This is a genomic window from Burkholderia sp. A2 (genome assembly GCF_001729305.1).
GTDB lineage: Bacteria > Pseudomonadota > Gammaproteobacteria > Burkholderiales > Burkholderiaceae > Burkholderia > Burkholderia sola.
Genome location: NZ_LZXX01000149.1, coordinates 112,742 through 138,984 on the forward strand (window position 1 = coordinate 112,742; position 26,243 = coordinate 138,984).

Sequence of the window (26,243 nt, forward strand, 5' to 3'; positions counted from 1 at the left end):
CGGTATCGGGGCTTGTCCTAGGCGCCCCGCCGGTATTTTGTCTTGATAATCTTCCGCACGTCGCGCGCCCCCATCGGGCGGGCGAAACGGACTGTCCGACGCGAAGCCGCGGCGGGCCGAAGGCTTACGGCGCGGCACAACCGCGCACCCATCGAACAAAACGAGGAGTCACCGAGTGAAAAAGATTCTTGCGGCTGTGACCGTGGCCCTGCTCGCCGTATCGGCCGGCAGCGCATACGCGAAGGACTGGTCGACCGTGCGGTTCGGCGTCGACGCAAGCTACCCGCCTTTCGAATCGAAAGGCGCCGACGGCAAGGTCGTCGGCTTCGACGTGGATCTCGGCAACGAGATCTGCCGCCGCATCAACGCAAAGTGCGTGTGGATCGAAAACGACTTCGACGGGATGATCCCGGCGCTGAAGGCCCGCAAGTTCGACGGCGTGCTGTCGTCGATGTCGATGACGCCGGCGCGTGCCGAGCAGATCGCGTTCTCGTCGAAGCTGTTCAACACGCCGACGCGCCTCGTCACGAAGAAGGGCGCGAACCTGCAGCCGACGGCCGAATCGCTGAAGGGCAAGTCGGTCGGCGTCGAGCAGGGCACGATCCAGGAAACCTACGCGAAGACGTACTGGGCGTCGAAGGGCGTGAACGTCGTGCCTTACCAGAACCAGGACCAGGTCTACGCCGACCTGATCTCCGGCCGTCTGGACGGCGCGCTGCAGGACGCGGTGCAAGCCGAGATCGGCTTCCTGAAGACGCCGCGCGGCGCGAACTTCGACTTCGCCGGCAAGGACCTCGACGATCCGAAGACGCTCGGCAACGGCGCCGGTATCGGCCTGCGCAAGGAAGACACCGACCTGAAGGCGAAGATCGACGGCGCGATCGCCGGCATGCGCAAGGACGGCACGTACGACAAGATCGCGAAGAAGTACTTCGATTTCGACGTCTACGGCAAGTAATCCGGCTGAACGACGCGCTATTCCGGCGCGACGGGAACGGGCTCCGCGAGGAGCCCGTTTTTTTTGCACGCGGCGCGGACGACGTTATTTTTTCCGCGCCAACCCGATGATTCTCAACGTAAAACCGAACGCTCCGGCACCGGTTTGATGGCGGCGAGGAAGGCAACGTACAATCGATCTTCCACGCACACGGATCATTCGCGGCTGCGCCGCACTCCCCCCATCATGCAAACGCAGACCCATCCGCTGATTTCCCCCGCCGTCGGCACCGAACGCCAGATCACCAGCTTCCACTACGGCCCGCGCGGCGGCAAGAAGGTCTACATCCAGTCGTCGCTGCACGCGGACGAGCTGCCCGGCATGCTGGTCGCCACGCTGCTGCGCCGCAAGATCGCCGCGCTCGAGACGGCCGGCAAGCTGCAAGGCGAAGTCGTCATCGTGCCCGTGCCCAATCCGATCGGCCTGTCGCAACACGTGTTCGGCGATCACCTCGGCCGCTTCGAGCTCGGCTCGATGCAGAACTTCAACCGCAATTTCTACGATCTCGCCGCGCTCGTGCTGCCGCGTGTCGAAGACCGCCTCACGAACGACGCGCAGCGCAATCTCGCCGTCGTACGCACCGCGATGCGCGAAGCGCTCGACGAACAGAAGCCGCGCACCGAACTCGACTCGCAGCGTCTTGCGCTGCAGAAGCTGTCGTTCGACGCCGATATCGTGCTCGACCTGCACTGCGACAGCGATGCGGTGATGCACCTCTACACGAATCCCGATCTGTGGCCGGACGTCGAGCCGCTGGCGCGCTATCTCGATGCCAAGGCGTCGCTGCTCGCGCTGAATTCGGTCGGCAACCCGTTCGACGAAATCCACAGCTTCTGCTGGTCGGATCTGCGCAACCGCTTCGGCGACCGCTTCCCGATCCCGAACGGCGCGATTTCCGTCACGGTGGAACTGCGCAGCGAACGCGACGTGTCGTACGAGTTCGCGGAAAAGGACGCGCAGGCGATCGTCGAATACCTGATCGAGCGCGGCATCGTCGAAGGCACGCCGGCGCCGCTGCCGCCGCTCGCGCATCCGGCCACGCCGCTCGCGGGCACCGATCCGCTCGTCGCGCCCGTGTCGGGTGTAATCGTGTTCCGCACGCCGGTCGGCGTGATGATCGAGGCCGGCCAGGCCGTGGCCGACATCGTCGATCCGCTGACCGATCGCGTCGTCACGCTGAAGAGCAGCGTGTCGGGCGTGCTGTACGCGCGCCAGATCGTGCGCTTCGCGACGGCCGGCATGGAAGTCGCGCGCATCGCCGGCGCGACCGCGATCCGTACCGGCTCGCTGCTGTCGGCCTGAGCCTGCGCGCCATCGGCCGCATCAAACGAAATCGCCCGCTTGCGCGGGCGATTTGCTTTCCGGAGCGTGCGTCGGCAGCCGATACCGCGCCGCCGGCCGCTGCGCGCGAAGGAAGTTCAGAACGCCGGCACGATCGCGCCGCCGAACTTCTGGTTGATGAACTTGCGCACGTCGTCCGATTCATAGGCCGCGACGAGCTTCTTCACCCACGGCTTGTCCTTGTCCTGCGCGCGCACCGCGATCAGGTTCGCGTACGGCCCGCGCAGATCCTCGATCGCGATCGCATCCTTCACCGGCGTGAGCCCGGCCTTGACCGCGTAGTCGGTGTTGATCGACGCAGCGTCGAGATCGGGCAGCGCGCGCGGCAACTGCGCGGAATCAAGCTCGACGATCTTGATCTTCTTCGGGTTCTCGGCGATGTCGAGCGGCGTCGCGTTCACGCCGTTCGCGCCGACACCCGGCTTCAGCTTGATCACGCCGTATTTCTGCAGCAGCAGGAGCGCGCGGTTGCCGTTCGACGGATCGTTCTGGATCCCGACCTTCGCGCCGACCGGCAAATCCTTCAGCGACTTGAGCTTCTTCGAATAGAAGCCCATCGGCGCGGTGTAGGTGAGCCCGACGTTGACGATCTTGTAGCCGCGCTGCTTGATCTGGCTGTCGAGGAACGGCTGGTGCTGGAAGCCATTCGCATCGAGATCGCCGGAATCGAGCGCCGCGTTCGGCTGCACGTAGTCGTTGAATTCGATGACCTTGATCGCGAGGCCTTCGCGCGCGGCGACCTTCGTCACCTCGGTCCAGATCTGCGCGTCGGGGCCGCTCATCGTGCCGATCTTCAGCGTTTGGGAGTCGGCGTGCGCGCCGGGCGCGGCGAATGCCAGCGCGGCGGCGAGTGCGCCGAGGCCGGTCAGAATCGAACGTCGCATGGGGTGTCCTCTTGTCCCGTGTCGTTTGTTGGAGGACGGATCGTGGCACGCGGCGCGGACGCCGCAAACCAAGCTTATTTCATGTGCATATTCCGGTTCGGAATCAAACGACACGCGAATTCGGTATAACCGCCGACGGTGCAACCGGGCAGAATTTAGGGCCTGCTTGCATAGGGAACGTGCATGCGAATGCCTGAAATCGCTCGCAGGGCAAGGAGTGAGGAGCGCCGTTTGGCCGCGCCAAACAAGCGACGAACGACGCCGCCATGCGGGCGATTTCAGGCATTCCCGTGGATCGAATTTTTAGTTTGGGGTTGCCACGAGAACGGCCGCTCGCCACGTTGCGCTCCTTGCGAATACGCGAGTATTCGCGGCGTCGCGCGCCTCGCGAGTGGCCGTTCTCGTGGCAACGCATGCACGTTCCCTATGCAAGCAGGCCCTAATGTCGCATCGGCACCACACATTCGTCATATGACAGTCGCTGTCATATTCATTACGTGGCCCGCCGATAAAGTTGCGCCGGTCCGTGAAAGCGCTCCATAGAGAGCGCCGGAACCGCAACTGGACACGCCATTTATTCGCTCGGAGAATCCTTTGAACAAGAAACTGTTGACCATCGCCGCCCTGGCAGCAACGGCCGGCACGGCGCACGCACAAAGCAGCGTGACCCTGTACGGCGTCATCGATGCCGGTATCAGCTACGTGAACCACAGCAAGACCGCCAACGGCGGCAGCAGCAAGCTGTTCAAGTACGACGACGGCGTGGCCCAGGGCAGCCGTTGGGGCCTGCGCGGCACCGAAGACCTCGGTGGCGGCCTGAAGGCGATCTTCGTGCTCGAAAACGGCTTCAACAGCGGCAACGGCACGATCGGCCAAGGCGGCGCGATCTTCGGTCGCCAGGCTTACGTCGGCCTGAGCCAGGCGCAATACGGCACGGTCACGTTCGGCCGCCAGTACTCGTTCTCGACCGACATCCTCGGCTCGAACTACTCGACCGGCGGCAACACGGTCGCGGGTAACTATGCTTACCACGTGAACGACATCGACCAGCTGACGTCGAGCCGCATCAACAACGCGGTGAAGTTCCAGAGCGCGAACTACGCCGGCTTCACGTTCGGCGCGTTGTACGGCTTCTCGAACTCGACCGACTTCGCCGGCGCACCGTCGACGACGACGGGCACCACGACGACGCCCGGTTCGTCGCGTGCATACAGCTTCGGCCTGAACTACGCGAACGGCCCGTTCGCCCTCGGCGCCGCATACACGGACATCCGCTTCCCGAGCCAGTCGACGCCGGCCTTCTCGACGTCGATCGCGAACCTCGCGCTGACGAACATCCGCGACCTGCGCACATATGGCGTCGGCGGCCGCTATGTCTTCGGCCCGGCAACGGCATGGCTGCTGTGGACGCGCACGCAGTTCACCCCGATCGCGGCCGGCGCGTCGGGCACGTTCTACAACGCATACGAAGCAGGCGTGAAGTATGCGTTCACGCCGGCGCTGTCGGCGGCAGCGGGCTACACGTACACGAACGCGACGCAAAGCGGCAGCTCGGCGCACTGGAACCAGGGCAACGTGGGCCTCGACTACGCACTGAGCAAGCGTACGGACGTGTACGGCCTCGTCATCTACCAGAAGGCATCGGGCAACAACGTGCAGGCGCAGATCGGTTCGAGCACGAGCTACTTCAACACGTCGGGCAACGGTTCGTCGAACCAGCTGGCGGCTCGCGTCGGTATCCGTCACAAGTTCTAAAGCATTCGCTTAACTGTCCGCTTCTCACGCGGATCAGGACGGCACGCAGCGCCCCGCTCCACGCGGGGCGCTTTTTTATGCGCTTTTAAGTTTCGCTTAATTCTGGGCTGAGACGATGCTCTCACCCCCCCTGTTGGCCGCCTGAGCATCGGCGGCTTTTTTTTTGAGACCCCTACGGCACCGCCATCAACTGCTCACAAAACAGGATCGGAGGCCACGATGATCGAAGATACCGTTTTCAGCCATCTGCACGCGATTCTGACGTGCCAACACTCGCTGCCGGTCCAGAGCTGCCGCGTCTCGGTGGAAATGCAGCGCCCCTGGGGCCGTCCGTATCGTCTCGTCGAGTGGACGATGCATCTCGATGCACCCGCGCGGCGCCAGATCGTGCCGGCCGAATCGACCGACGAAGAGATCGCCGAGGTCGTCGCGTCGCACGTGCCGGGCCGGCTTTACGGCGACGGCCGGCTGCAGTTCTGAACGCGTTTACGCTCCCCCCGCTTCCCGTCCGCCGGCCGCGCCGCACGCATCGTGCGGCAGTCGGTCTCGTTTGACGCGGCAACGAAACCTGCTACGCTGCGCGTTTTCGTCCACGTCACACACGATGGAAAACGCATTCAACGAACGTGGCGTCATGGTCACGCGCAACGGCCTGTCGGCCGCCGGGCAGGTATTCGCACTGCGTGACATCCGCCAGGTCGATGTCGTCAAGATTCCAAAGAACCGTCTCGTGCCGTCGCTGATCTCGCTGATCGGCGCGGCCATCGCCGTCGCGGGCGGCATCGGCGCATCGAGCGCCGCGCTGGTGGTCGGCGTGATGCTCGTCGTCGTCGGCTATCTCGCGTGGGCCACCCAGGACGTCACGTATCGGCTGATGGTCGAGATGCCCGACGGCAAGCGCGAAGCGCTGTCGAGCGTCGACGCCGCGTTCGTCGAACGCGTCGCGCAGGTCGTGCGCGACGCACAGTCCGCCACCGCCGCCGGCTGACTCCATTCGCATTCGTGCACGCTTCGATTCGCGCTTGCCGCACGCCCGCGGCAAGCGTCGGTGCGCGCGGCCTTCCCGTCGAATCGCGTGCTCTGCGCCGCGACACGCGCACCTCGCCTCCACGGCGGACGCCGACCGCCTAGTATGGAAAGAGCGGCTCGCCGCCGCATCGTCCGAGGAGGCCAGCATGAACGCTCAATCGCTGTCCGGCATGCTCCGCGCGCAGGAATTGCTGATCGTGTCGATGATCCGCGCGCTTCCCCCTGACACACGCCGCGCGCTCGTCGAGCTCTACACCGAACAGATCGCGTTCGCCGAACAGGCCGGCATCGAAAGCCACAGCGATCGCGCCACGCACGACGCGTTCATCGCGCATGCGCGCAACCTGCTGATTCGCATCGAAGCGCTGGCTTAGCGCCTGTTTCTCTCAAATTTGCGCCGCGGCTCACCCGAGCCGTGCATGCAAGTGCTCACTCGCATGAGCCGCTTTGCGTTCTTGTATTGATAATAATTCTCATTTACACTGACAAGGTTGTCAGTTGCCTTTCAAATCGCCGTTTGCCGCCTGTCGCGCGCAAACGGGCCAGCCAGGTGAACGCGTCGCCCAGCCAGCCTTCGGGCTTGTTATCGTCAATGGGAGACCACCTGTGCATTGCTATACGCTGGCGCGGCGGCCGATCTGTGCCGCGCTGTTCGGCGCGTTCGGCCTGTCCGCTGCCCCGGCTCACGCCGATTCGTCGCCGCAAGGCGCCACCCCGCCTTCCGCCGTCCTGACCACCGCCGCCGTGTCCACGCGCGGCGATGCGGCGCTGCTCGACCCCGTCACCGTCACGGCCACCCGCACCGCCACCGCGGCGAGCCGCACGGCGGCGTCCGTGTCGGTGATCACCGACGAGGATCTCGAAGAACAGCAAGCCACCAACATCAAGGACGCGCTGCGCTACGAGCCGGGCATCACGGTGCGCCGCACCGCGTACCGGCCCGGCAGCGCCGCGCTCGGCGGCGGCCGCGACGGGGATTCGAGCATCAACATCCGCGGCCTCGAAGGCAATCGCGTGCTGCTGATGGAAGACGGCATCCGCCTGCCGAACGCGTTTTCGTTCGGTCCGCTCGAAGCGGGACGCGGCGACTACGCCGATCTCGACACGCTCAAGCGCATCGAGATCCTGCGCGGGCCGGCGTCGGCGCTCTACGGCAGCGACGGCCTGACCGGCGCGGTGAACTTCATCACGAAGGACCCGCGCGACCTGCTGTCGATCTACGGAAAGCCCTACTATTTCTCGTTCCGGCCGAGCCACGACTCGACCGATCGCAGCATCGGCGCGACCGTGTCGGCCGCGGGCGGCAACGATCGCATCCAGGGAATGATCATCGCCGACGGCCGGCGCGGCCACGAGGTCGACACGCGCGGCAGCAACAACTCGGCGAGCACGCTGCGCACGACGTCGAACCCGCAGGACGTCTATTCGGAATCGCTGCTCGGCAAGCTCGTGCTGACGCCCACCGCGCGCGACACGATCAAGTTCACCGCCGAAACGGTGCAGCGGCGCGTGAGCACCGACGTGCTGTCGGCGATCAATGCGCCGGCCACGCTCGGCCTCACGACGAACGACCGGCTCGAGCGCAACCGCTTCAGCGTCGACTACGACTTCCGCGACGACGCGTTCCGCTGGTTCCAGACCGCGCACGTGCAGTTCTACTACCAGGACGCGAAGCAGGACCAGTACGCGTTCGAGACGCGCGGCAGGCAGCCCTCGCGTTCGCGCGACAACCAGTACAAGGAACGCACGTTCGGCGGCGCCGCGTTCGCCGAAAGCGGCTTCGCGACCGGCCCGCTCGCGCACAAGCTGCTCTACGGCGTGGACGGCAGCCTGTCGCGCGTGACGAACATGCGCGACGGCACTGTGCCGGGCGTCGGCGAAGCGTTCCCGAACAAGGCGTTCCCCGACACCGACTACACGCTGTTCGGCGCGTTCGTGCAGGACCAGATCGGCTACGGCCGCCTGCTCGTCACGCCGGGCCTGCGCTTCGACACGTACCGGCTGAGCCCGACCGAGAACGATCCGCTGTTCACCGGCAAGGCCGTGTCGACGAACGCGAACGAACTGTCGCCGCGCGTCGCCGTGCTCTACGAGATCACGCCCGCCGTCATTCCGTACGTGCAGTACGCGCATGGCTTCCGCGCGCCGACACCCGACCAAGTGAACAGCAGCTTCTCGAACCCGGTGTACGGCTACACGTCGATCGGCAATCCGAACCTGAAGCCCGAAACCAGCGATACGTTCGAGGCCGGCCTGCGCGGCAAGGCCGGCACCGGCTACGGCGTCGTGCGCTACAGCGCGGCCGCGTTCACCGGCCGCTACCGCAACTTCATCTCGCGCACGACGATCGCCGGCAGCGGCCGGCCGGTCGACCCGTTCGTGTTCCAGTACGTGAACTTCGCCGACGCGCGCATCCACGGCCTCGAAGGCCGCGCCGAATGGGTGATGCCGAACGGCATCACGCTGAAGACGGCGATGGCGTTCACGAAGGGCTCGACGCGAAACGACGGCGCGGCCAGCCAGCCGCTGAACACCGTCAACCCGTTCTCGGCCGTGTTCGGCGTGCGGTATGAACCGGGCGAACGCTGGTTCGTGCAGACCGACCTGCTGTTCCAGGCCGCCAAACGCGACAAGGACGTCGACAAGTCGGACTGTTCGAACAAGGCGTGCTTCACGCCGCCGTCGTCGTTCGTCGTCGACCTGCGCGGCGGGTACCGCTTCAACAAGCACGTGAGCGCCACCATCGGCATCCGCAACCTGTTCGACCGCAAGTACTGGAACTGGTCGGACGTGCGCGGCATCGCGGCCGATTCGCAGGTGCTCGACGCGTATTCGTCGCCCGGTCGCACGGTCGCCGTCAGCATGAAAGTGGATTTCTGATGCGCGTTGCCAGCGCACCCACCCCAACCGTTACTCGAAGGAGTCCGACATGATGCAATCCGCCCTTCCCGGTCAATCGGCCACGCCGGCCCGCGCGGCCGCCGCGCTGCGCGACGCATTCGTCAAGCTCAAGACCGAGCGCCAGCTACGCAACCGCGACGTCGCACAGGCGCTCGGCGTCAGCGAAGGCGAGGCGCTCGCCGCGTTCGTCGGCGAGCACGTCGTGCGGCTCGACGCGCGCTTTCCGGCGATGTTCGAGGAGATGCCGCGCCTCGGCCGCGTGATGGCGCTGACGCGCAACGACACGGCCGTCCACGAAAAGGACGGCGAATATGCGCAAATGAGCCATGACGGGCCTGTCGGCCTCGCGCTCGGCGACATCGACCTGCGCATCTTCTATCGTCACTGGGTGTCGGCGTTCGCGGTGCGCGACGAGACCGCGCACGGCCCGCTGAAGAGCCTGCAGTTCTTCGATGCGCAGGGCCATGCGATCCACAAGGTCTACCTGCGCGCGCACAGCGATCACGCCGCGTACGACGCGTTCGTCGCACGCTGGCGCGCGCCGTCGCAGGAGCCGGGCCTCGAGGTTGCGCCCGCTACGCCGAAAACGCCCGAGCGCGCCGATAGCGAGATCGACGTCGTGGGCTTTCGCGCCGCATGGGAAGCGATGACCGACACGCACCAGTTCTTCGGCATCACGCAGCGCTTCGGCGTGAGCCGCATGCAGGCGCTGCGCCTCGCCGATCCGCAATACGCGTATCCGGTCGAAACCGCGCATGCGTTGCGCCACGTGCTCGAACACGCCGCGAAAAGCGGCCAGCCGATCATGGTGTTCGTCGGCAACGCGGGCATGATCCAGATCCATACGGGCCCCGTCGCGAACGTGCGCGAGGTCGGCGCGTGGATCAACGTCCTCGATCCGGGCTTCAACCTGCATGTACGCGAGGACCTGATCGCCGCCGCATGGGTCGTGAAGAAGCCGACGAGCGACGGCATCGTCACGTCGCTCGAGCTGTTCGACCGGCAGGGCGACCACGTCGCGCTGCTGTTCGGCGAGCGCAAGCCCGGCAAGGTGGAGCGCGACGACTGGCGCTCGCTCGTCGCGTCGCTGCCGGCGGCCGCACGCGGGGCCGCGCGGTGAGCGCGCGGCCGTTCGATCCGCGCCGCCGGTCGCTGCTGGCCGGCGCGGCGGCCGGTGCGCTCGCAGGCGCGCTGCCCGGCGGCGTGCTCGCCCAGGTCGCGGCCGCCGCGCCGAAACGCGTGATCGTGATCGGCGGCGCGCTGGCGGAAACCGCGTTCGCGCTCGGCGGCGCCGAGACGCCGCGTTACCGGCTCGTCGGCGCCGACACGACCTGCACCTATCCCGACGCCGCGAAGCGCCTGCCGAAGGTCGGCTACCAGCGCGCGCTGTCGGCCGAAGGGCTGCTGTCGCTGCGGCCCGATCTCGTGCTGGCCTCCGCGGAAGCCGGCCCGCCGACGGCAATCGCGCAGGTGAAAGGCGCCGGCGTCACGGTGACGACGTTCGACGAGCGCCACGACGTCGAATCGGTGCGCGCGAAGATCACCGGCGTCGCACAGGCGCTCGACGTGCGCGAGGCCGGCGCCGCGCTGCTGCAACGCTTCGATCGCGCCTGGCAGGCCGCGCGCGACACGGTCGCCGCGCGCGTGCCCGGCGGCGCGCAGCGGCCGCGCGTGCTGTTCGTGCTGAACCATACCGGCGCCCAGGCGCTCGTCGCCGGCCAGCACACGGCCGCCGACGCGATGATCCGCTACGCGGGCGCGCGCAACGCGATGCAGGGCTTCGATCACTACAAGCCGCTGACGACCGAGGCGCTCGCGGCGGCCGCGCCCGACGTCGTGCTGATCTCCGACGAAGGGCTGGCGGCCGTCGGCGGTCACGCCGCGCTGCTCGCGACGCCCGGCTTCGGCGCGACGCCGGCCGGCCGCGCGCGGCGCGTCGTGTCGCTCGACGCGCTGTTCCTGCTCGGCTTCGGCCCACGCCTGCCGCTCGCCGTCACGACCCTGCATCGACGCCTGTCGGATGCGCTCGCCTGATTCCGGATCGATCCGATGCCCGCTCATGCTTCGCCCTTCAACGCACCGTCGCCCGCCTCGCGCGCCGGCGCCGCACGCCTCGGCACGTCGCGCCGCTTCGCGCCGTTCGTCCTCGCCGCGCTCGCCGTTCTGGTGGGCGCGATGTCCGTCGTCGCGCTGTGCGTCGGCGCGTACCGCATTCCGCTGGCGGAAGCCTGGGCCGCGCTGAGCGGCGACGCGGCCGCTCAACAGGCGCGCGCGGTGCTGCTCGACATCCGCGCGCCGCGCGTCGTGCTCGCGCTGCTGGTCGGCGGCGGCTTCGGCGCGACCGGCGCCGCGATGCAGGCGCTGTTCCGCAATCCGCTCGCCGATCCGGGGCTCGTCGGCGTGTCGAGCGGCGCCGCGCTCGGCGCGACCACGCTGATCGTGCTCGGTCCGGCGCTCTTCGCCGCCCATGCGAGCGCGGCCGCGCTGCCGGTCGCCGCGTTCGCGGGCGGCCTCGCCGTCGCGGCGCTCGTCTACCGGCTGGCCGCGTCGCGCGGCCGGCTCGCGCTGCCGCTGCTGCTGCTCGCCGGCATCGCGATCAATGCACTGGTCGGCGCGGCGATCGGGCTGCTCACGTTCGTCGCCGACGACGCGCAGTTGCGCTCGCTGACCTTCTGGAGCCTCGGCAGCCTCGGCGGCGCGCAATGGTCGACGCTCGCGGCCGTCGCGCCGTGCGTGGCGCTCGGCTGCGTGCTGCTCGCGCGCGAACGCGATGCGCTGAACGCGCTGCAACTCGGTGAAACCGAAGCGCTGCATCTCGGCGTGCCCGTGCAGCAACTGAAGCGGCGCGTGCTCGTCGCGGTCGCGCTCGCGGTCGGCGCGCTCGTGTCGTGCGCGGGCATCATCGGCTTCATCGGGCTCGTCGCGCCGCATTGCGTGCGCCTTGCGTGCGGCCCCGACCAGCGCATCGTGCTGCCCGGCGCCGCGTTGCTCGGCGCGTTGCTGACGCTCGCGGCCGATCTCGCCGCGCGCACCGTCGCCGCGCCCGCCGACATTCCGCTCGGCGTGCTGACCGCGCTGCTCGGCGCGCCGTTCTTCCTCGCGCTGCTGTGGAAGAACCGCGGCGCGCTCGGCGGCTAATCCTTCTTCACGACGACCATGCTGACTGCCCATCACCTCGATGTCGCCCGCCGGCACGACACGATCCTGCGCGACCTGTCGCTGTCGATCGAACCCGGCCGCGTGACCGCGCTGCTCGGCCGCAACGGCGCGGGCAAGAGCACGCTGCTGAAAACCTTCGCCGGCGAGCTGACCGGCTGCGTCGCGCCGAACGGCGTGCGCGTGACGGGCGACGTCACGCTGAACGGCGAACCGCTCGCGCGCATCGACGCGCCGCGGCTCGCATGCCTGCGCGCGGTGCTGCCGCAGGCCGCACAGCCGGCGTTCCCGTTCAGCGTCGACGAAATCGTGCTGCTCGGCCGCTATCCGCATGCGCGGCGCAGCGGCGCCCGCCACGTCATTGCGCACCGCGATCGCGACATCGCGTGGCGCGCGCTCGAACGCGCGGGCGCCGACGCGCTCGTCGGCCGCGACGTCACGACGCTGTCGGGCGGCGAGCTCGCGCGCGTGCAGTTCGCCCGCGTCCTCGCGCAGCTGTGGCCGGACCACGACGCGCCGGAAACCGGCCCGCGCTATCTGCTGCTCGACGAACCGACCGCCGCGCTCGATCTCGCGCACCAGCACCGGCTGCTCGATACCGTGCGCGCCGTCGCGCGCGAATGGCAACTCGGCGTGCTTGCGATCGTCCACGATCCGAACCTCGCCGCGCGACATGCGGATACGATCGCGATGCTCGCCGACGGCACGATCGTCGCGCGGGGCGCACCGCGCGACGTGATGACGCCCGCCCATATCGCGCGGTGCTATGGGTTCGCGGTGAAGATGGTGGAAACCGGCGACGGGACGCCACCGGTGATGGTGCCCGCGTAGGAAGGGAACGTCTTCCAGGTGATGCAGCCGGATTGAATGCCGGCGCGGCACGCATGGGTACGCGCGCTCAATGCTCGACGTCCGCCGCGCCGAAGGTCCGCATCTTCCAGCCGAGCCGCACCGCGAGCATCCGCATCGAGAAGCCGGCCGCGAGTGCGACGAGCGTCGCGAACCCCGCATCGATGCCGACATGCTGCATCCCGACATACAGCCCGCCCGTGACGAACGCGACGCTCGCATACAGCTCCTCGCGCAGGATCAGCGGCATCTCGTTGCACAGCAGGTCGCGCAGCATCCCGCCGCACACGCCCGTGATCGCGCCGGCCAGCACGACGATGATCGGCGCCGAGCCGGTCGATGCGCCGATGTCACAGCCGATGATCGTGAACGCCGCGAGGCCGATCGCGTCGACGGTCACGAACAGCGTCTTCATCCTTGAGACGTGCCGTGCCGCCCACGACGCGACGGTCGCCGCGACGAGCGTGATCACCAGGTATTCGGGATGCGCGATCCAGCCGAGCGGATAGTGGCCGAGCAGCACGTCGCGCACGGTGCCGCCGCCGAGCGCCGTCACCGCGCCGACGAGCGCGAGCCCGAAGCGGTCCATTCCGCGGCGCATGCCCATCAGCGCCCCCGACATCGCTTCCGCGACGATCGCAATCAGATAGAGCGTATGCATCGCGCGTCAGTCATCGGTCCGGAACAGGTCGAGCACGCGCTCGCGCTCGGCCGCATCGACGGCGGCAGGCATCGGTTCGTCGCGCTGGCCGCCGCCGGCCGGTGCATCAGATGCATCCGGCGCATCGATGGCCGTCGCGCCGCCGCACGCAAAGCGGCTGCGAATATACGCCGGCACGTCGGCCGTGCACGTGCCGCGCGTGTATTCGGCGTAGACGAAGTCGCCGTCGACGAGCGCGACGTCCTGCGGCGGCGTCGCATCGACCGGCGTGCGCCCGTCGACGGCCGTCTTCATGTAGTCGAGCCAGACCGGCAGCGCGAGCGTCGCGCCGGTCGCACGCCCCATCGGGCGCGGCGTATCGTAGCCGAGCCACGCGACCGCGACGACGCCCGACGAATAGCCGGCAAACCAGACGTCCTTCGACCCGTTCGACGTGCCCGTCTTGCCGGCCGCGTCGTCACGCCGCAACGCGAGCGCGCCGCGCGCGGTGCCGGCGCGCACGACGTCGCGCAGCATGCTGTCCATCACGAACGCATTGCGCGCCGACACGACCCGCTCGCCTGCCGGGACGGTCGCCTCGTACATCGCGCCGCCGTGACGCTGCTTCACCGACAGGATCAGGCGCGGCTCCATCCGCGTGCCGCCGTTCGCGAACGCGCTGTATGCGCTCGCGAGTTCGAGCGGCGTCACGGCGCCCGCGCCGAGCGCGAGCGGCAGCGACGCCGGATTGCGCTGCGCGTCGAAACCGAAACGCACCGCGTGCTGCTGTACGTAGCGCGCGTCGGTGGCCTGCATCAGGCTGACCGCGACCAGGTTCTTCGAGCGCACGAGCCCGCGCCGCACCGGGATGAAGCCTTCGTAGCGATTGCCGAAATTGCGCGGACGCCACGGCCGCGCCCCGGTTTCCGCGTGCGTGAGCGTGCGCTGCGTATCGTCGACGAGCACGCCGGGAAAGTAGCCTTTCTCCAGCGCCGCCGAATAGACGAAGGGCTTGAAGGCCGACCCCGGCTGCCGATACGCCTGCAGCGCATGGTCGAACACGTTGCGATTGAAATCCGCGCCGCCGACCAGCGCAAGCATGTCGCCGGTGGCCGCGTCGAGCGACACGAGCGCGCCTTCGAGGCCGTTGCGCGCATCGCGCGTCGTGCGCGACCGGCGGTTCAGCGTGCGCTCGAGCGCGGCCTCGGCCGCGCGCTGGTCGCGCATCGAGATCGTCGTCGTCACGTCGAGGCCGAGCGTGTACGCGTCGTCATGGAACCGCTCGACCATCATCCGGCGCGCCCGCTCGGCGACGTACGGCGCCGCGATGATGCCGGGCGGCGGCGTGGTCGCCAATGCGATCGGCGCGTCGACGGCCGAGCGATACGCTGCATCGTCGAGCTGGCCGAGCGCATGCATCCGGCCGAGCACGTAGTTGCGCCGCGCGGTCGCGCGCGCCGGGTTGACGACCGGGTTGAACGCGGACGGCGCCTTCGGCAGCCCGGCGAGCACGGCCGCCTCGCCCGCGCTCAGCGCATCGAGCGGCTTGCCGAAGTACACGTGCGCCGCGGCCGCGAAGCCGTATGCGCGCTCGCCCAGATAGATCTCGTTCATGTACAGCTCGAGCAGCTTGTTCTTGCTGTATGCGCGTTCAAGCTTGGCCGCCATCAGGATCTCGGCGAGCTTGCGGCTCAGCACCTTGTCGCGCGTCAGGTAGAAGTTGCGCGCGACCTGCATCGTGATCGTGCTGCCGCCCTGCCCCGGCTGGCCGGTCACGACGTTCGCGAACGTCGCGCGCGCGAGGCCGCCGACATCGACCGGGCCATGCTCGTAGAACTTCGCGTCCTCGGCCGCGAGCAGCGCGTGCCGCATCAGCGGCGGAATGCGTTCGAGCGGCACGAACTCGCGCCGCTCGACGCCATATTCGGCCAGCAGGTCGCCGTCGCGCGAGAAGATCCGCAGCGGCAGCGCGGGACGATAGACGGCCAGGTGCTCGACGGACGGTAACTGCGTCCAGATGCGATCGATCGTCCAGGCGCCGATGCCGGCGCACGCGAGCGTCAGGCCGAGCAGCGCGCCCGCCAGCGTGCGCCATACGCGACGGCGGCGCGGCGGTGCGGATGGCGGCGCGGGCGGCGGCGGGCTGGCGGTGGGGTCGGTCATGTCGGGCTCCTTCTTCAGTGCCGCGACGGCCGGCGCGAGACACGCACCGATCAGTCACGAAAGGCGCGCATTGTCGAAGGGATGGCGCGAAACCGGAACATTCTTTAGCCAAAGTTTGGCTGGCTAAATTTTATTTAGGAAAGCGCTTTGGAGCCCGCTCGTACGGTGTATGCGGGTCCGCGGCATGTCGTCGCGACCGAGCGCGCCGGGCGCGTGAACCGGTTCGCTTGTACCATCGTCGGATGTTCGACCGATACCTCGACCTGTGGGGCCTCGTCCCCGACGGCGGCCCGATCCTGACCGCAAGCGGCGGCCTGCTGCCGGTCGTCTGGCATGCGCGGCCCGCGATGCTGAAAGTCGCCACTTGCGACGAAGAGCGGCGCGGCAATGCGCTGATGAGCTGGTGGAACGGGCAAGGCGCCGCGCAGGTGTGGCAGCACGACAGTGACGCGATCCTGCTCGAACGCGCGCAGCCGGCGCCGACACTGGCCGCGTTGTCCGCAGCGGGCCACGATGACGACACGATGGGCATCGCGTGCGACGTCGTCGCGCGGCTGCACGCGCATCGCGCGCCGCAGGTGCCTGCAGTCGTGCCGCTGCACGACTGGTTCTATGCGTTGCTGTCGAACGATGCCGACAATGATGCGCTGCGCCGTTCGGCGGCGGTCGCTCGTCAGTTGCTGGCGGAGCCTTCGGTCGACGAAGTCGTGCTGCATGGCGACATTCACCACGACAACATTCTTCATTTCGGCGATCGCGGCTGGCGCGCGATCGACCCGAAAGGACTGCGCGGCGAGCGCACGTTCGATTACGCGAACCTGTTCTGTAATCCTGCGCATGACATCGCGGTCGATCCGGTGCGTTTCGAGCGGCGTGTCGGGGTCGTGGCCGATGCGGCGCGGCTCGACCGGCGTCGGTTGCTGCAGTGGATCGTTGCGTGGTCGGGGCTGTCGGCGGTGTGGTTGATGGAGGACGAGCAGCCGGCCGATACGCGGTTGGAGGTTGCGCAACTCGCGGCGGGTGCGCTCGGGCTGTAGCGATACGCATCGACCGTGAAAACATCCCACCGCGGATTTCTGCCGGAACGCTGCGAAGACCACGGGTATTCGGTCAGCTTCAGACGTTCGACCATACGGACCGGATCACCGACAATCTTCAGTACCGGCTTGCCTGTGGTCAATATCGATGAAAGTTTCGAGAGATTTCGGAATCGTTATCCGGCGGGCTGCGCTAGCAGCCAAGAATGTCGACCTATCCACGGTCATGGTCGAATTCAATTTTCGGGAATATTTTGACGAATCCGATAGCCTCTTGTCGCTTGGCCCGTTCTTCGGAGGCGACGCGGCCGATGCGTGCACGAAGTCATTGGAACGGCTTGGGCTGACATACATCGACGACTTTTTCGTCTTCGAGCAGTTTGTGCCTGACTGGTGTTCGTTCGAAGTATTTTGATGTGAGCGCCGATATCGAGTTTCCACGGTCGGCTATCGGCCCGAAGTTTTCGTTCGTGGATGAGACTGCCCGATCAAAAGTTCTCTACCCAAGGCCGCACCTCGATTTCCCACGACCAGGCACTCCTGTGTTGGCGCAAGAGATCGATATAGCATCGCGCGATGGCGTCTGGATCCAGTGTGCCGTCTGACGGGTCCATGCGGCCGCTTGCTCGCACACTGCCGTCCACGATGACATGAGCGACGTGGATGCCTTGAGGCGCAAGCTCGCGGGCAGCACTCTGGGCCAGCCCCCGCAACGCGAACTTGCCCATCGCAAAAGGAGCAGAACGTGCAAATCCTTTGATCCCGGCGGTCGCGCCGGTCAACAGGACAGCGCCTCTTCCAGCAGGAATCATGTGTCTAGCGGCTTGCTGTATTGCGTGAAATGCACCCAATGCGGTGATGGACACTGCGTGTTCGACCTGAACCGGATCGAGTTCGGCGATCGGACCGCGGACCGCGCCGCTGGCGTTATAGATGACTATCTCGGGCGTCCCGATTCGCTCCGCGGTTTCTTTGAAGAGGCGCGCCACCTGACCTGCTTCGGAGGCATCGACCTGCAGCGCAACGGCGCCCGTCTCGCTCACCAGCGGTGCCAATCTATCGGGATTTCGCGAGGCGATGACGACAGGAAGACCTGCGGAGCGCAGCGCACGCGTAAGGGCAGCGCTGATGCCGAAACCCGCCCCGATGAGCAGCGCATTGCCGTAGGGAATATCGTTCATGGCTTCACCGTTGGTTGAGTGTTGGCGACGAAATCCGGCTCGGGTCTTTCATGGACGGCGAGCAGATGCCGGTTGCGGATGTCGAGCACTTCCCCCATCCAGACCGGATGGTCGAGGTGGTCGGCGAGTGGACGGCCGGTATTGGGATGAACGAGTACAGTCAGTCCACGACGATTTACCATGAGCCAAGGCAGGAAGCTGCCGACTTCATGTCGGGAAAAGGCGACCTGATACATCGGCTTTGCATGAGGGCCAATCGGTTGATCGTGCCAGCGACCGAGAACGACCGGAAAGCGTTGCGCGATGTGTTCCCGCAAGACTTCGGCGACCCGTCGTTGCTCCGGGCCGTCAAAGTAAATATGCGCGTGATAGCTGCGTATCGTTTCGAGCGGCTGTACTTTCGAGTGTTCCTGCGAGTCCGCCGGCGTCACTGAATCGGCTTCAAGCATTGGCATCTCCTTCGTTTGCACCCCCGCGCCGCGTTGGCCGCGTCGAGCAGCGCGTGGGGCACCGTTCGCGCGTCTCGCGCCGCAGCATTTGCATCAGTTCGGGTAGCTGAATTGCGGCAAAAAAACCTGTACATGGCGTCTCGTGGACGCCATGCTTGCGACCTGCTATTGAAACAATGCCTCAGGCGACTGGCACTGCAGGCGAATCGAACTCGTCGGCCTTGCCGCCCGTATAGCCCTGGCGGGTTTGGGGTGCGTCGATCACCGTGTACGGAAAGATGGGAGGAATCGCGCTCGCGATGTCGAGGCGGCCGATCTGCTCTGCCGAAAGGGTGACCCGGATGGCGGCCAGGTTGCTCTGGAGCTGCGCCAACGTGCGCGGCCCGATGATAGGTTGCACGCCCTTTCCGGCAACCCATGCGATGGCGATTTCTCCGGGAGTCACGCCCGCTTCGTCTGCAACGGCAATCAACGCGTCGAGGATCGCCGTACGTTGCGGGGTATTTTCGGGCTGGAACACGTTGCCGCCAAAACCTTCCCGCCTCCCGGTTTCACCATTGCGGTACTTCCCTGTGAGCATGCCGCCGCCCAACGGTGACCAGCCGACGACCCCCAGCCCCAGTGCCTTGCCGGCCGGAAGAAGCTCATGCTCGCTGCTACGTTCCACAAGGCTGTATTCCAACTGAAGACCCGCGACAGGCACCGTACCGCGCAACTCGGCGATGGTTGCCGCGCGAGCCACCCGCCAGGCGGGGAAATCGGACAGGCCCGCGTACAGGATCTTGCCGGCACGTACGAGATCGTCGAATCCTCGCATGAGTTCTTCAAGCGGCGTCACACCATCGGACATGTGCGCCCACAAAAGGTCGATACGGTCGGTCTTGAGTCGCTTCAAGCTGGCCTCCACGGACGCCACCATGGCTTTGCGGCTGTTGCCCGTCGTGAGAATGCCGTCCTGAGGCGTGGCGCGATAAGTGAATTTCGACGCCAGCACAAATTCGTCCCGGTGACCATCGAGCAGTTCGCCGAGAATCTCCTCCGACTCGCCGAACTGATATCCGTTGGCCGTATCGATGAAATTGCCCCCGGCTTCCGCGTAGGCTTCAAAGATGCGACGCGCCTCCGCCGGCTCGGCACCATGGCCCCAGCGCGTTCCGAAATTCCCCGCACCAAGTACCAGTTCGGAGACCCTCAGGCCCGTATGTTGTCCAAACAGTTTGTATCGCATGAACGTTGCTCCTGAATGATGCTGAAATGCCGAAGTCGGCACTGCCGTGAAATCGGGGCAAACCGGGCTTCGGCGACGTTTCCGCAACTGAACTAGATCTGGCTGGCGCCGCCGTCCACGGGTAAGTCGACGCCATTGATGTACGCGGCTTCGTCGGAGGCCAGAAACAAGGCGGCAGCGGCAACATCATCGGGATGCGCGATACGGCCCAGGGGATTTTGCGATGCCACATGCGCCTTCATTCCGGAAGCCGCGTTCGGATCGCCCACCAGGCCGTCGATGGCGGGCGTATCGACCATGCCGGGGCTGATGACGTTGACGCGGATTTTCCGAGCCTTCAGATCCAGCAGCCAACCGCGCGCCAGTTGCCGGACCGCCGCCTTCGTCGCGCTGTACACGCTGAATGCTTCCATCCCCCTATAGCCGGCTGTCGACGAAGTGAGAATGATCGAGGCGCCTTCGGAAAGCAGAGGAACCGCGTACTTGACGGTGAACACGACGCCCTTCAGGTTCGTATCGACGATGCTGTCGTAATGCGCTTCAGTGATCGCCGAGAGCGGCACAAACGCAGCAATGCCGGCATTCGCGAACAACACGTCCAGCTTGCCGCTCGTGTCACGAATCGTGGCGTAGACCCGCTCGAGATCGGCAGCGACGCTGGAGTCGGCCCGGATAGCCGTGACCTTGCCGGCTATTGAGCCAACGGCCGCGTCAAGCGCCTCCTGTTTGCGTCCGGTGATGTAGACGGTTGCGCCTTCCGCAGCGAAACGGGTTGCCGCGGCGAGGCCGATACCGGAACTGCCGCCCGTCACCAAGGCCACCTTTCCATTCAAACGACTTGTCATTTCACTCTCTCTAAACGTTAGGTTTGCGTTTACTTTTGTACCGCTCGGTAAGTATCTGCGGATGGACAGCGCTCCGTCAAGGACTTAATATACCGATCGGTAAAAATATTGACTGGTGCACGGATGGCAATCGGCAGGCCACGGGCGTTCGACCCGGACAAGGCGTTGGACCAAGCCCTGACTCTCTTCTGGGAGAAGGGCTATGAGGGGACGTCGCTGACGGACCTGACTGAGGCGATCGGCGTCAATAAGCCGAGTCTCTATGCTGCTTTTGGAGGAAAGGAACAGCTTTTCTTCAAGGCCCTCGCCCGCTACCAGGAGCGGCTCGGCGCCTTCGCGGCGCCATCGTTGTCGCTGCCATCGGCGCGTAGCGGAATAGAGGCGTTCTTGCGTGCCCTGGCAACATTTCAGAGTGCAAAAGGCACACCTCGAGGCTGCTTGTTGGTGCAGGGCGCGCTTACCGGAAGCGACGACTCGCGACGGGTGGCTCAGGTGCTGTGTGAAGTCCGGGAGTCGGGCGTCGAGATGATCCGCAAGTGTCTGGAGGACGCCCGTAAGCGTGGGGAGTTGCCTCCGAATACCGACATCGGAGCATTGGCGCGATTCTTCGGCACTGTTTCGCAAGGCATCTCCGTTCAGGCCGCGAGCGGTGTGCCGACCAACGAGTTACATAAGACGATCAGCATTGCGATGCGGAGTTGGCCCGAGACTCCGCCGCCCAAGGCCAAAGGAACTCGGTAAGCAATTGGTTTTCAATTCGGGGAAACGTTCAGCCAGGGCGCAGGTGCTGGTTAGCTCAAGAGCGCGCGTCGCCATGTGTGACCGCAGATGATTGAACAACGGTGGTTCGCTGTCCGCTGATGATTGGCTGTTCAAGGTCGATGCCAGCCGTCGACCTCCCGCGCAAGCGCATCGTTCGATGCGCGTCACGGACGGTGCCGGACCGATAGACGCAAGCGTTAATCCCGGCCTCGCTCGAAACAGCGCCCGTCCGATCGTGGAGTAGTATTCCCCGATATCCAGGTGATTGCCCGGCGTCTACGGCGCACAGCCGACCACACCTACGTGTGGTGGCGACGGCATTGACGGAAACGCATCATGTCAACCGAGTGGAAGCACCGCGTCCGACTGTTTGTCCAGCGCTTCTGGCAGCCGACCAGCGCGTGCATGACCTGCATGCCCGGGAGCTGGGGAAACGTCATGAGCGTTACCCACTGGACTATCGCCTTTCATACGGGTCTGCTGACCGGGCTCCTGGCGGTACTTCTGACTTTCACGCCCGTCTCGAAACTCTACGCGCATCGATACGGCAATGCGGTGGTCGTAGGTGTCCTGACAACGTTGGGCGATGCCTACTCGCACACGAGCCATTACCGCATCCCCTATGTCGAGCACATCGTGACGGGGGCGATTTCGGGCCTCTTGGCGCTTGCGGCCTCATATCTCTTCGAAGACCGCGCACGACGCCTTCGGGCGGTGTGGGCTCGGCTTGTCGGACAGACTATCCGCTGACTTTCTGAACCCACGCCGAACCCGAAAAAAAACCCGCCGGCTTACACCGGCGGGTTTTCACATCCGACCTGCGCCGCGCTTCAGCGTGCCGGATTCAACGTCAGATTCATGTGACGGTTCACGTCCTTGTACAGCAGATAACGGAACCGCCCAGGCCCGCCCGAATAGCACGCCTGCGGGCAGAACGCGCGCAACCACATGAAGTCGCCGGCTTCGACCTCGACCCAGTCCTGGTTCAGCCGATAAACGGCCTTGCCTTCCAGCACGTACAGGCCATGCTCCATCACGTGCGTTTCGGCGAACGGAATCACGCCGCCCGGCTCGAACGTCACGATGTTCACGTGCATGTCGTGACGCATGTCGCTCATGTCGACGAAGCGCGTCGTCACCCATGCGCCGTTGGTGCCCGGCATCGGGATCGGCTCGACATCCTGCTCGTTGGTCACGAACGCTTCCGGCAGCGGAATGCCGTCGACGGCCTGGTAATGCTTGCGGATCCAGTGGAAACGCACCGCGGCATCGCTGACGTTGTGCAGCGTCCAGTCGGCGCCCGGCGGAATGAACGCATAGCCGCCCGGCTTCAGCGTGTGCTGCTTGCCCTGCAGCGTCAGCTCGGCCTCACCTTCGACGACGAACAGCACGGCTTCGGCGTGCTTGTCCTGCTCGGGCTTGTCGCTGCCGCCGCCCGGATTCACTTCGACGATGTACTGCGAGAAGGTTTCCGCGAAACCCGACAGCGGGCGGGCGATCACCCACAGGCGCGTGTGGGTCCAGAACGGCAGCCAGCTCGTGACGATGTCGCGCATCACACCCTTCGGGATCACCGCGTACGCCTCGGTGAACATCGCGCGATCGGTCAGCAGATCCGTCTGCGGCGGGTGGCCGCCGTGCGGCGCGTAATACGTTGTCTTAGACATATTGCATCCAGGCAATGGGTTGGTCCGGCCCCGAGCGCAAACGGCATCGAGCGGTTCGCCTGCGCGGGAAACGCACATGCGACGGCGGGACGTCGTTGCCGGGGTGGCTTGAAAGCGCATGCGCCTTCGGTCGGTCGGCCAGGCTTCGCGTCGGGTCCGTCCGTCGAGCGAACGCGGCGGCCCGGGTGGTCGGGCCGGCGGTCGGGCCGCGGCCCTCGCGATCATGCAGCGAGGCGCGGATGGCGGCACGGCTCGACTCGGTACGCGAGCATCGCCGACGATAGCGAAGTCGATCTCGATCGACCAATTAAATGTTGCGATGGTATCCATTCGATTTCCCACTACCCACCGGCGCCCGCGATGCGCGGTCGGGGAGGCGCTGCGGGGCGCGCGCTGGCTATCTGGGAAATCCTGACGGTTGCGAGTGCTCTCGCGATGGGTCCGTGCACGACAACGCAGCGTACAAGCGCCCGTCTCGATGCATCCCGTTACGAGAACCGAAGGCAGCCGATACGTGCGCGGCAGTTGACCGCTGCGGCATGGTCGCGGGATACGGTCAGGTCAGAACGAGCCGACGTGTCGAAGGAAAAGCGGATGGCATTCGGACGCCCCTGTCCCGGGCACATTCGGACGCGGCAACTGATGTCGTCGAGAAACGGAGAAAACAGCGGAAGGAGAATGACCGGCCCGTCGATCGGGCACATGGCAGCGGCTGATGAAGCCGGAGGAGAATCGCCGGTCTGGCCGGCGAAGCGGCCCGGCAGCGGCCGGGCTGAATCTCGCGTCGGGATGCCGACGCCGTCGGCGCGCCGGTGCGCGGGTCGCGCACCGGGTCGCGCCAGCGGCGATCAGTCCCAGTCGCGGTGGTGACGATGCTTGCGGCGATGGTAGCCGCGGTCGCCGTGATCGCGATCGTACGAGCTGCGCGACATGTTGCCGCCGAGCGCCGCGCCGGCGCCGCCGCCGACGGCCGCGCCCAGCAGGCCGCCCGTGCGGCCGCCCATCGCGTTGCCTGCGGCGGTACCTGCGCCGCCGCCGAGGGCGCCGCCGATGATCGCGCCGGTGCGCTCGCGACGGTTCGACGTCACCGCGCCGCCGGCGCCACCGCCGATCGCGCCGCCGATGACGGAGCCCGTGCTGCCGCCAACCGCGCCGCCGACCGCTGCGCCGGCAACCCCGCCGAGCGCGCCGCCGAGGGCGTTGTTCAAGTCACCGGCCATTGCCGGCAGTGCAGTCGCGCCGGTCAACGCGGCGACGACGAGAGCGGGGGCGATTTTCTTCCACATTCCCGTATTCTTCCTTGTTCGCAATTCTGGTTATCGAGGTCCGCCCGGTACGACGATCTGAATCGATCGACATCGGGCCAGGCATTGTGCCGAACCGCGGACCAATTCATTTCAACGAGCTTGCGGCGAAGAATAGCACCGGTCCCGCATTCCTGCCGTGGACATTGTGGTAACAAGTTGTTTACGAATAACAGACGAGGAACGAGCGCGCCGGATCCGGCTGAAACCCTTGCCGGCATTGGCTTTGGCAAGGGTCCGGCCCTGCCTCGCGACAAGCCGGTCATGCAGGCGGCCGTACATTCGAGACACACGTGGCAACACATCTGCACATGTCGCGAGCGCGTCTCCGAACGATGGTCCGGGGGGAAGATGCCGAGGGTCAGTACACGCCGGGCAGCAACCGCCACGTCCGCGCGCAGTACGCGTCGTACTCGGCGCCGAATTGCGAACGCAACAATGCCTCCTCCGAGCGAATTCGCGCGACGAGCGGCACCAGCGTCAGCACGACCAGCAGCACGCCGACGCCCGAACGGAACGCCAGCGCCCAGCCGAACGAATTGACGACCAGGCCCAGATAGCTCGGATTGCGGATACGGCTGTAGATACCGCCGGTCACGAGCGTATGGCCCGGCTGGATCGCGACGAGCCCGCTGAAGCGCTTGCCGAGCACGAACACGGGCCACATCCGCAGCACGCCGCCCGCGAGGTACAGCACGACGCCGATCCAGCGCACCGTGTCGCCGCCGAACGTCCAGACGTCGAGCCGGTCGGTCAGCGCGGGCAGGTACGCGAGCAGGAAGCCGCTCACCGCGAACGCCGCGAGCACCCAGCGGTTGTCGCGACTCTCGCGCTCTCCGCTGCTCAGGTTGCCTTCGGTGAACAGCGCGGTGACGGCCATCGCGAGCGTCGCGAGCGCGACGACGGCCAGCTGTGGATGCGAGAAGAATGCAGCGAACCCGCCGATGCCGAGCACGGCGAGCCCGAGATAGACGAGCGTGGACAGGCTCGACAGAACGATGACCTTGGGGGTGGCTGTCATGACGGCCCCGCGGGGATACGCATTCCTGTGAAGTATAGGAACTGCGCACCCCGAGTGCCGTGCAGCACCGTCATGCGGCGCGCGAACGCGCGTGCCTCGTCCTGCCGACGGCAGCCGACCGGGCCGGTATGGCCGCGGCCGACGTGCTGCGACGGCTCAGCGGATGTGGAAGTGGCCGCCGATGCCGACGGTGACGGGTGGCGCGTAATACGCGGGCGCATACCCGTAGTAGGCCGGCGCGGGCGCGTAGCCGTACGGCGGCGCGACGTAGCAGCCGGACAGGCCGCCGATCAGGGCAAGCGTGATGAGAAGTCTGGACATGGCTCGGTTCCCGGCGCGAAAGACGAATGGCATCTCGCGAAGGCCGCGCCGCCGCGTGTCGCCGCACCACGCGACGGCCGGCACGAAGAGGCGATCCGCCCCTCCTGTCGCTCGATGAAACAATGCGCGGAGTCTAGCGCCGGGCCCGCCCGGCCGAGTTTCCCGGGCGGTTACACGTGTTACCTGGTGTGACCACAGAAACAGGTTCTGGCGGCGCAGCGGCCGGCCGGCGGGCGACCGCTGCGCCCGGGGGCGGACGGGGTTGTTACACGAAGCGGGCACGAATGCGCTGCGCAAGCGCTTCGAGCGTCGCGGCGTCGGCGATGTCGCGCGCGTGCATCCGCAGCTCCGCGCCTTCCCAGCGCGGAATCACGTGGAAATGCACATGCGGGACCGTCTGGCCGACTGCCGCGCCGTTGAACTGGCCGATGAACACGCCGTCCGGCTCGAGCGCCGCGCGCACCGCCGCCGCGACACGCTGCGTCATGCGGATGCCGGCCGCGGCCGCATCGCCGGACAGCTCGAAAATCTGCGCGGCCGGCTCCTTCGGGATCACGAGCACGTGACCGTCGGCCTGCGGCATCAGATCCATGATCGCGAGCGTCGCGTCGTCTTCGGCGACCTTCACGCACGGCAGTTCGCCGCGCAGGATTTTGGCGAACGGGTTGTTGTTGTCGTAGGACATGGCGTTTTCCGATCTCGATTGGACAGTG

At 66.4% G+C, this 26,243-nt stretch carries 27 protein-coding genes; 15 read left to right on the forward strand and 12 right to left on the reverse strand.

Annotation, left to right across the window (positions count from 1 at the left end):
• Window positions 1-175: 175 nt before the first annotated feature.
• Window positions 176-958, forward strand: coding sequence for an ABC transporter substrate-binding protein (locus A9Z05_RS32110; protein ID WP_059581949.1), 783 nt, complete (start codon window positions 176-178; stop codon window positions 956-958).
• A gap of 225 nt (window positions 959-1,183) precedes the next feature.
• Entirely contained in the window at window positions 1,184-2,299 is a 1,116-nt protein-coding gene (locus A9Z05_RS32115) for a succinylglutamate desuccinylase/aspartoacylase family protein (RefSeq protein ID WP_069621582.1), read from the forward strand.
• A gap of 116 nt (window positions 2,300-2,415) precedes the next feature.
• Here A9Z05_RS32115 and A9Z05_RS32120 read toward each other — a convergent pair whose 3' ends face one another.
• Entirely contained in the window at window positions 2,416-3,222 is an 807-nt protein-coding gene (locus A9Z05_RS32120) for a MetQ/NlpA family ABC transporter substrate-binding protein (protein ID WP_069621583.1), read from the reverse strand.
• Between the two features lie 594 nt (window positions 3,223-3,816).
• On the opposite strand from A9Z05_RS32120, the gene A9Z05_RS32125 reads away from it, so the two are divergent.
• The 9 genes from A9Z05_RS32125 to A9Z05_RS32165 all read left to right on the forward strand — a co-directional run bounded on the left by A9Z05_RS32125 (window position 3,817) and on the right by A9Z05_RS32165 (window position 12,894).
• The gene (locus A9Z05_RS32125; RefSeq protein WP_069621584.1) at window positions 3,817-4,977 is read left to right on the forward strand and encodes a porin; all 1,161 of its coding nucleotides are present in this window, start codon (window positions 3,817-3,819) and stop codon (window positions 4,975-4,977) included.
• A 219-nt stretch (window positions 4,978-5,196) separates the two neighbouring features.
• On the forward strand, window positions 5,197-5,457 hold the full coding sequence (locus A9Z05_RS32130) for a DUF2866 domain-containing protein (RefSeq protein ID WP_011548992.1): 261 nt from the start codon (window positions 5,197-5,199) through the stop codon (window positions 5,455-5,457).
• A gap of 124 nt (window positions 5,458-5,581) precedes the next feature.
• Complete coding sequence (locus A9Z05_RS32135; RefSeq protein ID WP_069621585.1) at window positions 5,582-5,965, forward strand: DUF6232 family protein; 384 nt, start codon at window positions 5,582-5,584, stop codon at window positions 5,963-5,965.
• A 187-nt stretch (window positions 5,966-6,152) separates the two neighbouring features.
• Window positions 6,153-6,380, forward strand: a complete 228-nt coding sequence (locus A9Z05_RS32140; RefSeq protein WP_012339294.1) for a hypothetical protein — start codon at window positions 6,153-6,155, stop codon at window positions 6,378-6,380.
• Window positions 6,381-6,612: 232 nt separating this feature from the next.
• Complete coding sequence (locus A9Z05_RS32145) at window positions 6,613-8,886, forward strand: TonB-dependent hemoglobin/transferrin/lactoferrin family receptor (protein WP_069621586.1); 2,274 nt, start codon at window positions 6,613-6,615, stop codon at window positions 8,884-8,886.
• Window positions 8,887-8,935: 49 nt separating this feature from the next.
• The gene (locus A9Z05_RS32150; RefSeq protein WP_069621587.1) at window positions 8,936-10,027 is read left to right on the forward strand and encodes a hemin-degrading factor; all 1,092 of its coding nucleotides are present in this window, start codon (window positions 8,936-8,938) and stop codon (window positions 10,025-10,027) included.
• Complete coding sequence (locus tag A9Z05_RS32155) at window positions 10,024-10,941, forward strand: hemin ABC transporter substrate-binding protein (protein WP_069621588.1); 918 nt, start codon at window positions 10,024-10,026, stop codon at window positions 10,939-10,941. Before A9Z05_RS32150 ends, A9Z05_RS32155 begins: the two co-directional genes overlap by 4 nt.
• 15 nt (window positions 10,942-10,956) lie before the next feature.
• On the forward strand, window positions 10,957-12,045 hold the full coding sequence (locus A9Z05_RS32160; RefSeq protein WP_069621589.1) for an iron ABC transporter permease: 1,089 nt from the start codon (window positions 10,957-10,959) through the stop codon (window positions 12,043-12,045).
• An 18-nt stretch (window positions 12,046-12,063) separates the two neighbouring features.
• Window positions 12,064-12,894 (forward strand): heme ABC transporter ATP-binding protein, encoded by an 831-nt coding sequence (locus tag A9Z05_RS32165; protein ID WP_069621590.1) that lies wholly within the window; start codon window positions 12,064-12,066, stop codon window positions 12,892-12,894.
• A gap of 67 nt (window positions 12,895-12,961) precedes the next feature.
• Here A9Z05_RS32165 and A9Z05_RS32170 read toward each other — a convergent pair whose 3' ends face one another.
• Both A9Z05_RS32170 and A9Z05_RS32175 read right to left on the reverse strand, forming a co-directional pair.
• Window positions 12,962-13,573, reverse strand: coding sequence for a trimeric intracellular cation channel family protein (locus A9Z05_RS32170; RefSeq protein ID WP_069621591.1), 612 nt, complete (start codon window positions 13,571-13,573; stop codon window positions 12,962-12,964).
• A 6-nt stretch (window positions 13,574-13,579) separates the two neighbouring features.
• Window positions 13,580-15,715 (reverse strand): penicillin-binding protein 1A, encoded by a 2,136-nt coding sequence (locus tag A9Z05_RS32175; protein WP_069621592.1) that lies wholly within the window; start codon window positions 15,713-15,715, stop codon window positions 13,580-13,582.
• Between the two features lie 242 nt (window positions 15,716-15,957).
• Between A9Z05_RS32175 and A9Z05_RS32180 the strand changes: the two genes are divergently transcribed.
• Together A9Z05_RS32180 and A9Z05_RS32185 are read left to right on the forward strand one after the other, a co-directional pair.
• Window positions 15,958-16,752 (forward strand): aminoglycoside phosphotransferase family protein, encoded by a 795-nt coding sequence (locus A9Z05_RS32180; RefSeq protein WP_069621593.1) that lies wholly within the window; start codon window positions 15,958-15,960, stop codon window positions 16,750-16,752.
• Between the two features lie 148 nt (window positions 16,753-16,900).
• Window positions 16,901-17,167 carry a hypothetical protein gene (locus tag A9Z05_RS32185; RefSeq protein WP_141723525.1) on the forward strand — a complete coding sequence of 89 codons (267 nt, stop codon included), beginning with the start codon at window positions 16,901-16,903 and terminating at the stop codon, window positions 17,165-17,167.
• Window positions 17,168-17,240: 73 nt separating this feature from the next.
• On the opposite strand, the gene A9Z05_RS32190 is transcribed toward A9Z05_RS32185, so the two are convergent.
• From A9Z05_RS32190 to A9Z05_RS32205, 4 genes are all read right to left on the reverse strand, one after another.
• Window positions 17,241-17,933 carry an SDR family NAD(P)-dependent oxidoreductase gene (locus A9Z05_RS32190; RefSeq protein WP_069621595.1) on the reverse strand — a complete coding sequence of 231 codons (693 nt, stop codon included), beginning with the start codon at window positions 17,931-17,933 and terminating at the stop codon, window positions 17,241-17,243.
• Window positions 17,930-18,382: a DOPA 4,5-dioxygenase family protein gene (locus A9Z05_RS35630; RefSeq protein WP_084044525.1), complete on the reverse strand. Its 453-nt coding sequence runs from the start codon at window positions 18,380-18,382 to the stop codon at window positions 17,930-17,932. Before A9Z05_RS35630 ends, A9Z05_RS32190 begins: the two co-directional genes overlap by 4 nt.
• A 181-nt stretch (window positions 18,383-18,563) precedes the next feature.
• On the reverse strand, window positions 18,564-19,610 hold the full coding sequence (locus A9Z05_RS32200; protein ID WP_069621597.1) for an aldo/keto reductase: 1,047 nt from the start codon (window positions 19,608-19,610) through the stop codon (window positions 18,564-18,566).
• A gap of 92 nt (window positions 19,611-19,702) precedes the next feature.
• Window positions 19,703-20,455, reverse strand: coding sequence for an SDR family NAD(P)-dependent oxidoreductase (locus tag A9Z05_RS32205; RefSeq protein ID WP_069621598.1), 753 nt, complete (start codon window positions 20,453-20,455; stop codon window positions 19,703-19,705).
• A gap of 165 nt (window positions 20,456-20,620) precedes the next feature.
• Here A9Z05_RS32205 and A9Z05_RS32210 point away from each other — a divergent pair, with 165 nt between their 5' ends.
• Together A9Z05_RS32210 and A9Z05_RS32215 are read left to right on the forward strand one after the other, a co-directional pair.
• A complete protein-coding gene (locus tag A9Z05_RS32210) occupies window positions 20,621-21,196 on the forward strand; it encodes a TetR/AcrR family transcriptional regulator (protein ID WP_204494244.1) in 576 nt (191 codons plus the stop codon).
• Between the two features lie 357 nt (window positions 21,197-21,553).
• Window positions 21,554-21,967, forward strand: a complete 414-nt coding sequence (locus tag A9Z05_RS32215) for a hypothetical protein (protein ID WP_069621600.1) — start codon at window positions 21,554-21,556, stop codon at window positions 21,965-21,967.
• 80 nt (window positions 21,968-22,047) lie between these two features.
• Here the strand turns inward: A9Z05_RS32215 and A9Z05_RS32220 are convergent, their stop codons facing one another.
• The 5 genes from A9Z05_RS32220 to A9Z05_RS32240 all read right to left on the reverse strand — a co-directional run bounded on the left by A9Z05_RS32220 (window position 22,048) and on the right by A9Z05_RS32240 (window position 26,215).
• Window positions 22,048-22,884, reverse strand: a complete 837-nt coding sequence (locus A9Z05_RS32220; protein ID WP_059581905.1) for a bifunctional allantoicase/(S)-ureidoglycine aminohydrolase — start codon at window positions 22,882-22,884, stop codon at window positions 22,048-22,050.
• Between the two features lie 848 nt (window positions 22,885-23,732).
• Complete coding sequence (locus A9Z05_RS32225; RefSeq protein ID WP_050012159.1) at window positions 23,733-24,170, reverse strand: hypothetical protein; 438 nt, start codon at window positions 24,168-24,170, stop codon at window positions 23,733-23,735.
• 379 nt (window positions 24,171-24,549) lie between these two features.
• Window positions 24,550-25,209, reverse strand: coding sequence for an isoprenylcysteine carboxylmethyltransferase family protein (locus A9Z05_RS32230; RefSeq protein ID WP_069621601.1), 660 nt, complete (start codon window positions 25,207-25,209; stop codon window positions 24,550-24,552).
• A 156-nt stretch (window positions 25,210-25,365) separates the two neighbouring features.
• Window positions 25,366-25,530: a hypothetical protein gene (locus A9Z05_RS37120; RefSeq protein WP_162838116.1), complete on the reverse strand. Its 165-nt coding sequence runs from the start codon at window positions 25,528-25,530 to the stop codon at window positions 25,366-25,368.
• A gap of 265 nt (window positions 25,531-25,795) precedes the next feature.
• Window positions 25,796-26,215 (reverse strand): HIT family protein, encoded by a 420-nt coding sequence (locus A9Z05_RS32240; protein WP_069621603.1) that lies wholly within the window; start codon window positions 26,213-26,215, stop codon window positions 25,796-25,798.
• Between the last annotated feature and the right edge of the window lie 28 nt (window positions 26,216-26,243).